Genomic DNA, 13,961 nt, shown 5'->3' on the forward strand with positions numbered 1-13,961 from the left:
GGCGCTGTGGCGCAGCCCGTGCGGGCCGATGTCCGGCGCGCCGGCGACCGCGGACATGGTCTGGTGCACGACGGTGCGCGCCTGCCGGGGATCGAGGCGGCCGCCGCGGGCACCGAGCAGCAGCGCCGCACCTGAGCCGGCGGTCGCCAGCGCGGGCCGGCCCTCGGTCAGCCATGCGGTCAGCGCCGCGTGCGCGGGTTCGCCGTAGGGCACGGTGCGCTGCTTGTTCCCCTTGCCCAGCACCCGCAGCAGTCGGCGGGTGGTGTCGACGTCGTCGACGTCGAGCCCGCAGAGCTCGCTGACCCGGATGCCGGTCGCGTAGAGCATCTCGACGATCAGCCGGTCCCGCAGGGCAAGCGGATCACCTTGTTCAGCACCGGATTTCGCGGCTTCCATGGCGTCGCGGGCCTGGTCCTGACGCAGCACGGCGGGCAGTGTGCGGCGCGCCTTGGGCACCTGGAGCCGGGTCGCGGCATCCTCGGTCAGCAGGCCGCGCCCCAGCGCCCACGCGGTGAACGTCTTCACCGCCGACGTGCGCCGGGCCAGTGTCGAGCGCGCTGCCCCCGCCGTGGCCTGGGCCGCCAGCCAGGACCGCAGCACCGGCAGCGTGAGTGCGGTGAGGCCTGCGCCGGGGCGGCGCTCGGCGAGGAAGTCGAACAGCGACCGCAGATCTCCCAGGTAGGCGCGCCGGGTGTGCTCGGAACGGCCGCGTTCGAGCGCGAGGTACTCGTCGAACTCCTCGAGGTAGGCCTCGATGGCCGGGTCGCTCCGCTCCTGCCCGCCATACTCGATTCCCCGGTCGCTCCGCTCCTGCCCGCCGTACTCGATTCCCCGGTCGCTCCGCTCCTGCCCGCCGGTGTCCACGCCCTTACCGTGGCAGAACCCGGTCCGGCGTCTCAGAGGACGCGCCGCACCGTGTCCGGAGTGAGATCCGCCAGGGTGGGATAGCCGTCGACGGCCATGATCAGATCGGTCTCGGCCAGCAGCGAACGCAGCACGTGCACCAGGCCGTCCTCACCGCCGCCCGCCAGGCCGTAGGCATAGGGCCTGCCCACCCCGACTGCCGTGGCGCCGAGGGCCAGGGCCTTGACGATGTCGGCGCCGCTGCGGATTCCCGAGTCGAACAGCACGGGCAGGCCGCCGGCGGCTGCCACCACGGCGGGCAGGCAGTCCAGTGCGGGCAGTCCCCCGTTGGCCTGCCGTCCGCCGTGGGTCGAGCAGTAGATCCCGTCGACGCCGGCGTCCCTGGCGCGGCGCACGTCGTCGGGATGGCACAGCCCCTTGAGCACCAGCGGCAGGTCGGTGAGCGAGCGCAGCCACGGCAGGTCGTCCCATGTCAGCGGATTGCCGAACAGCCCAACCCATTTGAGGACCGCGGCCTGCATGTTCTCCTCCGGCGGCTGGGCCAGGGAGGCGCGGAAGACGGGATCGCTGGTGTAGTTGGCCAGGCAGCGGCCGCGCAGCTGCGGGAAGTTCGACATCGCCAGGTCGCGCGGTCGCCAGCCGGGGATCCAGGTGTCGAGGGTGACGATGATCGCCTTGTAGCCGGCGGCTTCGGCGCGGTGCACCAGGCTGGCGGCCAGGTCCCGGTCGGTCGGGGTGTAGAGCTGGAAGAAGCCCGGGGTGTCGCCGAACTGGGCGGCGACGTCCTCGAGCGGGTCCTCGGTCAGCGTGGAGACGGTCATCGGGACGCCGGTGCGGGCGGCGGCGCGGGCGGTCACCAGGTCCCCGTGACCGTTTTGCGAGCAGATGCCGATGACGCCGATGGGCGCCATGAACAGCGGGGAGGGCAGGTTCATCCCGAACAGGTCGACGGTCAGGTCGCGTTCGGTGGCGCCGACGAGCATCCGCGGGATCAGCCCCCAGCCGTCGAACGCGGTCCGGTTGGCGCGCTGGGTCCGCTCGTCGCCGGCACCGCCGACCACATACGACCAGACCGACGGCGGCATCGCCGCTTCGGCTTTGGCCTCCCACCCGGCGTAGTCCATCGGGAAGTCGGGCAGGATGCCGGACAGGCCCTGGAGGTAGATCTCGAGTTGGTAGTTACCGAACGTCATGGGTCCCAGCGTGCCATCGACAGGCGGCGCGCCCCGCGATTCGGGCGTGCTATGTCGACTCGGCTTCGGCGAGTTCGCGTTTCCACTGCCGGAAGGTCTCCTCGGTGCGCCCGCGCCGCCAGTACCCGGAGATCGACGCCCATTTGGCGTCCACGCCGCGCTCCTTGCGGATGTAGGGCCGCAGGTTGTGCATCACGGTCTGGGCCTCGCCGTGGATGAACACCTGCACCTGCCCCGGTAGCCAGGGGGTTTCCTTGACCGCCGCGATCAACGGGGCGTGGTCGCCGGCGATGTCCTCGGGCACCAGGTCGGCCCGGCCGCCGCGGTAGATCCACGACACGTCGACGCCGGCGGGTGCGCTCAGTTCGATCGCGTCCTCCGGGCGGGCCACCTCGATGAGTGCCGCGCCGACCGCGTCCTCGGGCAGGGCTTCCAGCGCGACGCTGATCGCCGGCACCGCCGACTCGTCGCCGGCGAACAGGTACCAGTCGGCGGCGGGGTCGGGACTGTAGGCGCCGCTGGGGCCCATCACGAACAGCCGCTGTCCGGGGACCGCCGAGGCCGCCCACGGGCCGGCAACGCCGTGGTCGCCGTGCACGACGAAGTCGACGGTGAGCTCTCGCCGTTCGGTGTCGGCGCGGCGGACGGTGTAGGTGCGCACGGTGGGCTGCCGTTCCGGCGGCAACGCGTTGAAACTGTCCGAAGTCAACGGCTGCTCGAGTTCGGAGACGTCGACGTCGTCGGCGACGAATACCAACTTCACGTACGAGTCCGTGAAATCGCTGGGGGTGAACGTATCGAACCCCTTGCCGCCAAGCACAACTCGCACGACATGGGGGCCCAGTTGCTCGGTGCGTACCACCTCGAAGGTGTGCACGGGACGTCCTGCCACTTCACTTCCTTTGCTACTCAGCTGTCCATGACGACTATACGAGCGGAAGCCGCCGCGCAGCGGCCTCCCCGGTCGGGCGGTTGCCCGCTACGTGACCGCTGATGCCAGCGCCGCCAGTTTCGCGTCGAGGGCGCGGGCCGCGGCCGACAGTTCCGGATTCGGTGCGATCACCATCAGCGACGACGGTTGCACGTAGGTGAGGCTGCTGCGGCCCGCGGGCTCGTCGGCGATCAGCAGTTCGACAGGCGCGAACAACCCGGCGGTCACGTCGTGGCGCAGCATCGTGATGGCGATCAGCGGGTTGCCGATGATCACGCGCAGCACCTTCCGCTCGATGCCCGCCTTGGTGATCCAGCCACCGTGATCGAAGGTGCCGAACAACATGAACCCGTGCGGCCCGACGTGCGGTTCCACGCGCGCGCGGTAGCTGTCCCAGTCGGGCGAGTCTGCGGCGATGTCCTCGATCCGCACCGGGGTGTCGCCGACGTCGGCCATCAGTGCCCGCACCAGTGCGTCGAACGTCTTGCCGCTCTCGTACCGGATCCGCACGCCGTGAAACGGGACATGTTGCGGCACAGCGTCAGACATGAGTCGGCTCCTCGGCGAGGGTGAGGCTGCCGCAGCAGTCCGGTCCGGCTTCCCGGATTGGAGTATGCGGACTGCGATCGACGAGGAGGCTGAGCAACTCCGGACGGCTGTAGTGCCCGCGTGCATCCATCTTCGACTTGCGACTCTCGATCAGCGAGAAGTCCAGATCGGCGATCACGTCGCCTTCCCCGGCCGGCACCGGGTCACCGAGCAACTGGCCGTGCGGTGAAACGATCGCGGTGAAATTGCCGCCCGAGATCGGGCCGACCGGGCTCCCGGTGTCCGTCATGATCTGGGACTGTTGATCGCCATCCAGCCACGCCGTGGCGTTGACCACGAAGGCCCCCGACTCCAGCGCATGGTTTCGGATACTGACCTCGGTCTGCCCGGCGAACAGATCACCGCCGAAGGAGCCCGGGAACATCGCGGAATGGATCTGCTCTCCGTCGGCGATCAGTGCGTAGCGGGCCAGCGGGTTGTAATGCTCCCAACAGGCCAGTTGCCCGACGCGGCCCACCGCGGTGTCGACGGCACGAAGCCCGGATCCGTCGCCCTGCCCCCAGATCATCCGCTCGTGGTAGGTCGGCGTGATCTTGCGCCGCCGCTGGACCAACGTGCCGTCACTGTCGAACAGCAACTGACTGTTGAACAGCGAATCACCGGCACGCTCAGTCACACCCACCGATACGACCATGCCGGATCGGCGGGCCGCCTCACCGATCGCCTCCGTGCTGACCGACGGTATCGCCACCGCCTGCTCCATCAGCCGCAGGTGCTGCGGCCCCATCTCGAATGGCCGCTGCACGAAGGAAAAGTACGGGTAGTAGGGCACCACCGACTCCGGGAACGTCGCGAACTGCACGCCTCGACGGCTCAACTCACCGATCTTGTCGACGATCTTGTCGACGGTTGCGTCCCGACTGTAGAGAACGGGACTCATTTGTACTGCTGCGGCTCTGACCACGGTCATCGCGCCACCTCACGTTGTCGGCGACGGCCCTCCGGGCTCTCGACCTCATCCGGCAGACCGTTTGGCATCAGCATCGATGCTCTTACATGGGGCTCAACGCCGGCGGCCGGCGGTTTCATTTCGACGGAGTCCGGACCTTGAGCAGATGGCGATCCGGTCGGCGCAGACACCACGCGAGGCGGCCGGCTAAGCCGCAGGGGTGATGCTCTGCGTGACTCGTGTCTCAAGATCCCTGCTGTGAATTGGACCGGTCAGACAGCATCGAATTGGACCATGGGCCTGCGCCGGCAGGTACGTAGCGTTGTGGCCATGACTTCGGCTGATCGCGCGGAACGCGCCGGCGCCAGCATCATCCGCACGGACGTCCCGCGGCCGCTTCGCATCTATTTCGCAGGCGCGTCCGGCGCCATCGGCACCCGACTGTTGCCGCTCCTGGTCGGGGCCGGGCACACCGTCGGCGCGATGACGCGGTCGCCGAAGCACCTCGATCGACTCGCTGCCGCAGGGGCAGAGCCGATTCTGTGCGATGTCTTCGACCGTGCGGGGCTCAGGGAAGCGCTGCGCGCCTTCGCTCCCGATCTCGTCCTGCACCAACTGACCGACCTCCCGGACGATCTGACACGGATTCCCTCGACGGGATCTCTGCTCAATGCCCGTATGCGGATCGAGGGCACCCGCAACCTTATCGACGCGTTCGCCGGCCTGGGCGGGGTGAAAATCGTTGCCCAGAGCGTAGCTTGGGACATGGCACCCGGCCCGGAAGCCGATGCGGTCGTCGCGCTCGAGGAGGCGGTGCTCGCGGTGCACGGGGTTGTTCTTCGCTACGGGATGTTCTACGGGCCCGGTACCTACTTCGAACAGGACCGACCGCCGGCGCCGCGGGTACGCATCGACACCGCAGCGGCGAGAACACTGACGGCGCTGGGTGCGCCGTCGGGTGTCTTGACGATCGTCGACGACTGACCGGCCTGCGTCGACATACGATCCGACCGTGAACATCTGTGTGTTCCTGTCCGCCGCCGACCTCGACGAGCGCTACACCACGCCGGCCCGCGACTTCGCCGAACGGATCGGTCGGGCCGGCCACACCCTGGTCTGGGGCGGTTCCGATACGGGCCTGATGAAGGTGGTCGCCGACGGTGTGCACGCGGCCGGCGGACGCCTTGTCGGGATCTCTGTCGGTTTTCTGCGGGGCGTCGCCCGCCACTGCGCGGACGAGATGGTCTTGGCCGAAGACCTCGCTCAGCGCAAGGCGATGATGCTCGCCCGCGCGGACGCGATTGTGGTCATGGTGGGCGGGCTGGGCACCCTGGACGAGGCGACAGACATTCTGGAGCTGCGCAAACACGGAGCGCACACCAAGCCGGTGGTCTTGCTGAACACCGCCGGTTTCTACGACGGCCTGAAGGTTCAACTGGAGCGGATGGAGGCCGAGGGCTTCCTTCCGGTGCCGCTGTCGGAACTGCTGTTCTGCGCCGACGACGGACCGGCCGCGCTGGCCTACCTCGAAGCCTCCGTCGCGGCCAATCGCCACTGACCCTCCTCACACTCGACGAGACCGTCGATCTCCATCAGCGCCAGCGGGCCCAACACCTGCTCGGGCGCCACCCCCGCACCGACGGCGATCTCGTCGACGGTGCGGGCACCGCGCCGCGGCAACGCCTCGTAGACCTGACGTTGCACCGCGCTCAGGTGGTCCAACGGCGTGACCGGATGCGCCGGGTCCTCGGCCAGCTCACCGATGTGTCCCATCACCTCGACGATCTCCGGTGCGCGCGTCACCAGCACCGTGTCTTCCCGCCTCAGCAACTCGTGACACCCCGCCGACGCGGCCGAGGTCACCGGCCCCGGCACCGCGCACACCTGCCGGCCCAGCGACCGGGCCCAGGCCGCGGTGTTGGCCGCCCCGCTGCGCAGCCCCGCCTCGACCACCACCGTCGCGCCGGTCAGCGCGGCCACCAGCCGGTTACGCGTCAAGAACCGGTGTCGCGCAGGCCGCACCCCCGGCGGATACTCGCTGAGCACCAGACCGTTGCGCGCGATGCGGTGTAACAGCGCCGAATGCCCGGCCGGATACGGCACGTCCACACCGCTTGCCAGCACGGCCACGGTCTGGCCGTCCGACCCCAGCGCCGCCCGGTGGGCCGCGCCGTCGATGCCGTAGGCACCCCCGGACACCACCGCGACGTCGCGCTCCACCAAACCCGCGGCGAAGTCCGCGGCGACGTACTCGCCGTAGGCCGTCGCCGCGCGCGTCCCGACGATCGCGACGCTGCGTTCGGTGAGGTCCGCCAGATGCGCAGGGCCCAGCACCCACAGCACGAGCGGCGCCAGACCCTGGGGCCGCTCGGCGCGGTCCACCCCGGCGAACGATCCGAATGCCAGCGTCGGCCACTCCTCGTCCCCGTCGGTCAGCAGCCGCCCGCCCATCCGGTCCAGAGTCGCCAGATCGGTTGCCGCGCAGTCGATGGCGTATCTGGCTTCGGTGGCCCGCAGCAGGTCATCCCCGACGTCGCGGCGGCGGATGCGCTCAGCCGCGACGATCGCCCCCACCTCGGACACCAACTCGGCCAGCGCCTGATTGGGCGGTTCGGCCACCCTGGACAGATAAGCCCACGCCCGGCGTGTGGTCTCGTCCATCAGAAGCCCCGTCCCTGCCGGAAACTCATCGCCGTGGCGACGTCGTCGATGTTCGGTGTGGTGCGACCGGCCAGATCGCACAGCGTCCAGGCCACGCGCATCGTCCGGTCCATGCCGCGGATGCTCATCGTTCCGCGGTCCACCGCCGCGCGCAGCGGCTTCATCGCCTGCGGGCTCAGCCGGAACCGGCGCCGCAGCAGAGATCCGCTGACCTCGGCGTTCGTGGTGATCCCGTGCGGACGCCAACGGTCCTCGGCCGCCGCCCGGGCCGCCCAGACCCGCTGCCGGACAGCCGAAGTCGTCTCGGCCTCCTGATCGGTGAACGTTCCCTCCCGCGACGCGTGCATCTCCACCCGCAGATCCACCCGGTCGACCAACGGCCCGGACAGCTTGCTGCGGTAGCGCCGCTTCTCGGCCACCCCGCAGATGCAGTCCCGGGGATCGGGCGGCGCACACGGGCAGATGTTCGCGGCCAGGACCAACTGGAAGCGACACCGGTAGCACGCGACCCCGTCACGGCGAGCCAGCCGGATCTCGCCGTCCTCCAACGGGGTTCGCAGCGCCTCCAGCACCGCCGAGTTGATCTCGGCGAACTCGTCGAGGAACAGCACGCCGCGGTGGGCCCTGCTGACCGCGCCAGGACGCGCCATCCCGGAGCCGCCGCCGACCAGCGCGGCGACACTGGTGGTGTGGTGCGGGGCCACGAACGGCGGGCGGGTGATCAGCGGCGCGTCACCGGCCAGCAGACCCGCCACCGAGTGAATCGCGGTGACCTCCAGCGACTCGGCATCCGACAACGGCGGCAGCAGTCCCGGAAGCCGCTGCGCGAGCATGGTTTTCCCGACTCCGGGCGGGCCGGTCATCAACAGGTTGTGCGCGCCCGCCGCGGCCACTTCGACCGCGTAGCGCGCCTGGGTCTGCCCGATCACATCGGCGAGGTCGGGCACCTCCTCGGGAACCTGCGGTGGATGCTCGACCGGCCGCTCCAGATCCCCTTTGCCGGCCAGCCACGCCTGCAGCTGCCGCAGGGTGCGCACGCCCCACACGTCGATGCCGTCGACGAGGCTGGCCTCGGCGACGTTGGCCAGCGGCACCACCGCCGCGGGCCAGCCCTGCCGCTGGGCGGCCAGCACGGCGGGCAGCACGCCCTTGATCGGGCGCACCCGCCCGTCGAGCGCCAGCTCGCCGAGCAGCACCGTCTTCTCCAGCCGCGGCCAGGACTTCTTCTGGTCGGCCGACAACACCGCCGCGGCCAGCGCGATGTCGTAGACCGAACCCATCTTCGGCAACGTCGCCGGTGACAATCCGAGCGTCAGCCGCACCATCGGCCACTCGAAGCCGCCGTTGCTGATCGCCGCACGGACCCGGTCACGCGACTCCCGCAGCGCGGCGTCAGCCAACCCGACCAGATACACCCCGGGCAGGCCCGAGGAGATGTCAGCCTCGATCTCCACGATCTCACCCTCGACCCCGCGCACCGCCACCGAGAACGCCCGCCCCAGCGTCCCCATCACCCCACCGCCTTCAGATGGGTGAGCTCCGGGGTGCGGCGGCGCCCGACCCGCACGGTGATCACGTCGACCCGCACCGCGGCCCACCGCTCGCTCTGGGCGGCCAGCCACAGCCCCGCCAGTCGCCGCAGCCGGCGCACCTTGGCCGGAGTCACGGCCTGGGCGACCCCGCCGAAGTGCTCGGTGCTGCGGGTCTTGATCTCGACGAACACCACCTCGCGCCCATCGGCGGCGATCACGTCCAACTCCCCGTAGCGGCACCGCCAGTTGCGCGCCAGCACCCGCAAGCCCTGCCCTTGCAGGTAGTCCACCGCCACCTGCTCACCCCACGCGCCGAGTTCGGCGCGACTCTCTGTTCTGGTCATACCGCCAGGCTGCGCACCGCGGCCGACAAAACCGCACACCCATCCCCAGACCCGAATCCATCCACAGAAACAGCGGATTTGTAGGAACCGACAGTTTCTGTGAGAGGACGTTTCCGGCCTATCCGCCCCGCTGCCCCGGCACGGGTGTCACGCTGGGAGCACACCCCATTCCTCGACGAGCGGCGGCCAGCCATGCGCGATCCCAAGCTCTTCCATCGATTGGCCGCCGAGTTCATCGGCACGTTCTGGCTGGTGCTCGGCGGCTGCGGAAGCGCGGTGTTCGCCGCGACCGTCGAGACCGACGACGGCTTCCCGGTGGGAATCGGCTTCGCCGGCGTCGCACTGGCGTTCGGCCTGACCGTGCTCACCGGGGTCTACGCGTTCGGCACCATCTCCGGCGGACACTTCAATCCCGCGGTGACCCTCGGCGCGGCGCTGGCGCGACGCGTGGAATGGAAGGTGCTGCCGTCCTATTGGATCGTGCAGGTGCTCGGCGGCCTGCTCGGCGGGCTGGTGATCTACGTGGTGGCCCGGGGCAGGGCCGGGTGGACGGCGGCCGGGAACATGGCCGCCAACGGGTACGGCGCCAACTCCCCCGCCGGCTACACGCTGTGGGCGGTGCTCGTCGCCGAGATCGTGCTGACCTTCATGTTCCTGCTCGTCATCCTCGGTTCCACCGACGACCGCGCCCCCAAGGGCTTCGCCGGGCTCGCGATCGGCCTCACGTTGACGCTCATCCACCTCATCTCCATCCCGATCTCGAACACGTCGGTGAACCCGGCCCGCTCCACCGCTGTGGCGTTCTTCAACGGCGACGGCGCACCCGCACAGCTCTGGCTGTTCTGGCTCGCCCCGCTGGTCGGCGCCGCCATCGCCGGCCTGGCCTACCCCTACCTGTTCGGCTACCGGGAGGAACTGGCCGACCGGCCCGTCCGCGATGACGCACTCGACGTGCGCGGCGGCCGCGACGGCCGCTGACCGCGCACCAGAGTCAGTTTCACCGGCGTCAAATCTGGGGAACCCGGGACCATCACCGACCAGGAGGACCCGATGGCCACCCGACCCTCAGCAGCATCGCTGCACCGCTCCGCTCACGGCGCCGCCGACCGGGCGACCGACAGCAACGCCTTCGAATACCTGGCCCGGGCGGGTTTCGCCGCCAGCGGGGTGCTGCACCTGCTCGTCGGCTTCATCATCGCCAAGTTGGCGTTCGTCGGCGGCGGTGGCAGCGCCGACCAATCCGGCGCGCTGGCCGAGCTGTCCAGTCAGACCGGCGGCACGATCATCCTGTGGGCCGCCGTGGCCGGTCTGGTGGCCTTGGGACTGTGGCGGGTCGCCGAAGCGGTGATCGGCGCCAAGCCCGGGGAGAGTTCCGGCCGCGAAGGTGACAATCCCGCGTGGAAGCGCGGCAAGGCGCTCGCGCTGGCGGTCGTCAACTTCGCGATCGCGTTCTCGGCCGCGCGCTACGCGATGGGCACCGGGCAGTCCAGCTCCCAGCAGAACGCGGGTCTGTCCGCCCAGCTGATGCAGTCCGGCTGGGGCAAGGCCCTCCTGATCGCCGTCGGCATCGGCGTCATCGCGGTCGGCGCCTACCACGTGTACAAGGGCGTGTCCGAGAAGTTCCTCGACGACCTGCGGGTGTCCGGCGGCACCGCGGTCACCGCCGTCGGCATCACCGGATACGTGGCCAAGGGTCTGGTGCTGGGCGGCGCCGGCCTGCTCGTGGTGATCGCCACCCTGCAGGCCGATCCGTCCAAGGCCACCGGTCTGGACGCCGCGGTCAAGACGCTCGGCTCGGCCCCGTTCGGCAAGGCGCTGTTGATCGCCGCGGCGCTGGGCATCGCGGCGTTCGGCGCCTACAGCTTCGTGCGGAGCCGCTACAGCCGGATGTGACCAGCCGGGACCCTCGATGAGGCGAGGGTATCCTCACCCGGATGAGCTCGCTGGTGGATCGGCTGCGCGGTCACGGTGACCGTCCGGCGGTGTTCACCGACGACGAGCAGATCGACTACCGCGAGCTCGCCTTCCGGGTCGAGGAGTTCGCACAGACGCTGGGCACGCGGCGCCGGCTGATCGTGCTGGAGACCCGCAACGACCTGACGACCCTGGTCCGCTATCTCGGAGCGCTCGCCGGCGGCCACGTGGTGCTGCCCGTGCCCGCCGGGCGCGACCACGCCGCCATGATCACGACGTACCGCCCCGACGTCGTGATCGACGCCGACGGCGTGCACGTCCACTCCGATGCCGCGCACGTGCTGCACGACGACCTGGCGCTGCTGATGTCGACGTCCGGCAGTACCGGCTCCCCCAAGCTGGTCCGGCTCTCGCATACCAATCTGCTGGCCAATGCCGCCTCGATCGCCGAGTACCTGCAGATCCGGGACACCGACCGCGCCGCGACGACGCTGCCGATGTCGTACTGCTACGGCCTGTCGGTCGTCCACAGCCACCTGCTGGTCGGCGCGGCCCTGATCCTGACCGAGCGCTCGGTGGCAGACGACGAGTTCTGGCAGCTGTTCGCCCGCCACCGCGGCACCACCTTCGCCGGCGTCCCGTACACGTTCGAGCTTCTCGACCGGATCGGCTTCGAGTCCAAGACCCTCCCGCACCTGCGCTATGTCACCCAGGCCGGCGGCCGGATGCCCCCCGAACGGGTCCTCAGGTACGCCGCGCTGGGCGCCCGCCGGGGCTGGCAGCTGTTCGTGATGTACGGGGCCACCGAGGCGACCGCCCGCATGGCGTACCTGCCGCCAGATCTCGCGCTCACCCGGAGCACCGCGATCGGCCGCCCGGTGCCCGGCGGGTCGTTCACCGTCGAACCGCTCGAGGAGTGGCCCGAACCCGGCACCGGCGAGCTGGTGTACCGCGGCGCCAACGTGATGATGGGCTACGCCCACACCCCCGCCGACCTCGCCGACGGCCCTGGCCTCGCCGAACTGCGCACCGGCGACATCGCCCGCCGCGGCGACGACGGACTGTACGAGGTGGTCGGCCGCAAAAGCCGCTTTGTCAAGATGTACGGGCTGCGCATCGACCTGCAGCAACTCGAGGCCACGCTCGACACGGCCGGCGTGCGCGCGCTGTGCACCGACAACGGCGACCGCCTCGCGGTGGTCGCGGTGTCCGGGCACGACCCCGACGTGCTGCGCCGGACCGCCGCCCACGCGGCCGGGGTCCCCGCGGCCGCGGTGGACGCGGTGTGCGTGCCGGAGCTGCCCAAGCTCCCCTCCGGTAAGCCGGACTACCCGAGCGCCCGCATGCTGGCCGCCGCCGCGCCCGCACCCACTCGGGGTGACGGGGACCTGCGCCGGATGTATGCCGACGTGCTGCTGCTCGACCCGGCCGACATCGACGACGACGCCTCCTTCGTCGACCTGGGCGGCAACTCGCTGAACTACGTGTCGATGTCGGCGCGACTGGAACGCGCGCTCGGCCGGCTGCCCGCCGACTGGCCGCAGCTGTCGATCCGCATGCTGCAGAACCTGCCCGCCCCGAAGCGCAGCCGGTGGCCGTCCTGGGGTTCCACGCTGGAGACCAGTGTGGCGCTGCGCGCGCTCGCGATCGTGTTGATCGTCGGCTCGCACGCCGAGCTCTTCGAGCTGTGGGGCGGGGCGCACATCCTGCTCGGGGTGGCCGGCTACAACTTCGGCCGGTTCTGCCTGACCCCGCTGCCCCGGCCCACCCGCATCAGGCATCTGCGCACGACGATCGCCTGGGTCGCGGTCCCGTCGGCGTTGTGGGTGTCGTTCGCCCTGGTGGTCACCGACGACTACCACGCCTCGAATCTGTTGCTGGCCAACAAATTCCTTGGACCACACGACAGCATGACCGCCGGACGGCTGTGGTTCGTGGAAGTGCTCGTGTGGACGCTGATCGCGCTGGCACTGCTGTTCTGCGTGCCGGCGATGGACCGCCTGGAACGTCGGTATCCGTTCTCTCTCGCGATGGCGTTCCTGGGTCTGGGCATGGTGTTGCGCTACGACGTCACAGGCCTCCAGATCCGCGATGCGGGGTTCACCGTGCTCACGTTCTGGTTCTTCGCAGCGGGCTGGGCTGCCGCCAAGGCCACCGCGACCTGGCAGCGGGCGGCGGTGACCGTGGTGTTGTTCGTCGGCCTGCACGGCTATTTCGACGACACGCTGCGCCAGCTGATGGTCTTCACCGGGCTGGTGCTGTTGATCTGGTTGCCGTCGGTGCGCTGCCCGTCCGGGGTCGCCGTCGTCGCCGGCGTGATCGCCGAGGCGTCGCTGTACATCTACCTGACGCATTACCAGGTCTATCCGCTGTTCGGCAGCCACGAGCTCGTGGGCGTGGTCGCCGCGGTCATCGTCGGCATCACGGTGTCCGCCGCGGTGACGCTGGCCCGTCAGTGGTGGCGCGACCGCAGGCTCAGCCCGCAGGTGCCGGCGCAGGTTCCCGCTCTGCGATGAGCCCTTCCTGAACCAGCGTGGCCGCGACGAGACCGTCGGCGCGGATCAGGCTGGCGGTCACCACTGCCCGCCCCCGTGCTGCGGCCGGTGACCGGCATTCGAGCAGGTTCCATTCGTCGGCGCGCACCTCGCGGTGAAACCACAACGACGAATCGGTGGTGCCGCTGCGATGGGTCCGCGCCCGCATCGAATGGCCGTGCACCTGCAGGGCCGGATCGATCAGGTACACGTCGGTCACATAGACCGCGACCACCGTGTGCAGCAGCGCGTCGTCGGGCAACGCGACGGTGGCCCGCCACCACAGCCGCCGGACGAAGTCCTGCCCGGAGCCCTCGTCGGCGACGCGCAGGTCGAGTTCGTCGAGCGGCAACGACGGGGCCGGGCCGGGCGGACCGGTCCTGGGCAGCCCGTCGGGCTCCACACCGGCAAGGTCGCGGCGGCCGTGCTCGGGCCCGGGCAGCGCGGCCGCGAACGACACGGTCGCGGTGGTCAGGTGACGTCCGTGCTG

14 protein-coding genes are annotated in these 13,961 nt (G+C 70.2%); 5 read left to right on the plus strand and 9 right to left on the minus strand.

Annotated features, from left to right (window positions below):
* The 5 genes from MVA01S_RS23630 to MVA01S_RS23650 form a co-directional block, all read right to left on the minus strand.
* Positions 1-756: tyrosine-type recombinase/integrase (locus tag MVA01S_RS23630; RefSeq protein WP_060941715.1), on the minus strand; the 756-nt coding region annotated here is incomplete at its 3' end.
* A 140-nt stretch (positions 757-896) separates the two neighbouring features.
* A complete protein-coding gene (locus MVA01S_RS23635; protein ID WP_003928590.1) occupies positions 897-2,057 on the minus strand; it encodes a lactate 2-monooxygenase in 1,161 nt (386 codons plus the stop codon).
* Between the two features lie 49 nt (positions 2,058-2,106).
* Positions 2,107-2,949, minus strand: coding sequence for a siderophore-interacting protein (locus MVA01S_RS23640; RefSeq protein WP_003928591.1), 843 nt, complete (start codon positions 2,947-2,949; stop codon positions 2,107-2,109).
* 87 nt (positions 2,950-3,036) lie between these two features.
* Positions 3,037-3,537, minus strand: a complete 501-nt coding sequence (locus tag MVA01S_RS23645; protein WP_040540014.1) for a DUF302 domain-containing protein — start codon at positions 3,535-3,537, stop codon at positions 3,037-3,039.
* Positions 3,530-4,507, minus strand: a complete 978-nt coding sequence (locus MVA01S_RS23650; protein WP_040540016.1) for a nitrilase-related carbon-nitrogen hydrolase — start codon at positions 4,505-4,507, stop codon at positions 3,530-3,532. The genes MVA01S_RS23645 and MVA01S_RS23650 overlap by 8 nt, the downstream gene beginning before the upstream one ends.
* Before the next feature lie 273 nt (positions 4,508-4,780).
* On the opposite strand from MVA01S_RS23650, the gene MVA01S_RS23655 reads away from it, so the two are divergent.
* Positions 4,781-5,470 carry an NAD-dependent epimerase/dehydratase family protein gene (locus tag MVA01S_RS23655; RefSeq protein WP_237024364.1) on the plus strand — a complete coding sequence of 230 codons (690 nt, stop codon included), beginning with the start codon at positions 4,781-4,783 and terminating at the stop codon, positions 5,468-5,470.
* Between the two features lie 28 nt (positions 5,471-5,498).
* Positions 5,499-6,044 carry an LOG family protein gene (locus MVA01S_RS23660; RefSeq protein WP_003928595.1) on the plus strand — a complete coding sequence of 182 codons (546 nt, stop codon included), beginning with the start codon at positions 5,499-5,501 and terminating at the stop codon, positions 6,042-6,044.
* Here MVA01S_RS23660 and dprA read toward each other — a convergent pair.
* From dprA to MVA01S_RS23675, 3 genes are read right to left on the minus strand one after another with little or no spacing between them, the layout of a single operon-like run.
* The gene (gene dprA, locus MVA01S_RS23665) at positions 6,008-7,147 is read right to left on the minus strand and encodes a DNA-processing protein DprA (RefSeq protein ID WP_003928596.1); all 1,140 of its coding nucleotides are present in this window, start codon (positions 7,145-7,147) and stop codon (positions 6,008-6,010) included. The genes MVA01S_RS23660 and dprA overlap by 37 nt on opposite strands.
* On the minus strand, positions 7,147-8,658 hold the full coding sequence (locus MVA01S_RS23670; RefSeq protein ID WP_003928597.1) for a YifB family Mg chelatase-like AAA ATPase: 1,512 nt from the start codon (positions 8,656-8,658) through the stop codon (positions 7,147-7,149). The genes dprA and MVA01S_RS23670 overlap by 1 nt, the downstream gene beginning before the upstream one ends.
* Positions 8,658-9,023, minus strand: a complete 366-nt coding sequence (locus MVA01S_RS23675; protein WP_003928598.1) for a YraN family protein — start codon at positions 9,021-9,023, stop codon at positions 8,658-8,660. The genes MVA01S_RS23670 and MVA01S_RS23675 overlap by 1 nt, the downstream gene beginning before the upstream one ends.
* Before the next feature lie 192 nt (positions 9,024-9,215).
* Between MVA01S_RS23675 and aqpZ the strand changes: the two genes are divergently transcribed.
* The 3 genes from aqpZ (at position 9,216) to MVA01S_RS23690 (ending at position 13,453) form a co-directional block, all read left to right on the plus strand.
* Positions 9,216-10,001 carry an aquaporin Z gene (aqpZ, locus tag MVA01S_RS23680; RefSeq protein ID WP_003928599.1) on the plus strand — a complete coding sequence of 262 codons (786 nt, stop codon included), beginning with the start codon at positions 9,216-9,218 and terminating at the stop codon, positions 9,999-10,001.
* 72 nt (positions 10,002-10,073) lie between these two features.
* A complete protein-coding gene (locus MVA01S_RS23685; protein ID WP_003928600.1) occupies positions 10,074-10,916 on the plus strand; it encodes a DUF1206 domain-containing protein in 843 nt (280 codons plus the stop codon).
* Positions 10,917-10,957: 41 nt separating this feature from the next.
* Positions 10,958-13,453: an AMP-binding protein gene (locus MVA01S_RS23690; protein ID WP_003928601.1), complete on the plus strand. Its 2,496-nt coding sequence runs from the start codon at positions 10,958-10,960 to the stop codon at positions 13,451-13,453.
* On the opposite strand, the gene MVA01S_RS23695 is transcribed toward MVA01S_RS23690, so the two are convergent.
* Positions 13,413-13,961 (minus strand): acyl-CoA thioesterase (locus MVA01S_RS23695; RefSeq protein WP_060941714.1); only part of this gene is annotated, 549 nt, incomplete at its 5' end. The two genes, MVA01S_RS23690 and MVA01S_RS23695, sit on opposite strands and share 41 nt — an antisense overlap.

This window comes from Mycolicibacterium vaccae NBRC 14118 = CIP 105934 (assembly GCF_001552715.1).
Lineage (GTDB): Bacteria > Actinomycetota > Actinomycetes > Mycobacteriales > Mycobacteriaceae > Mycobacterium > Mycobacterium vaccae.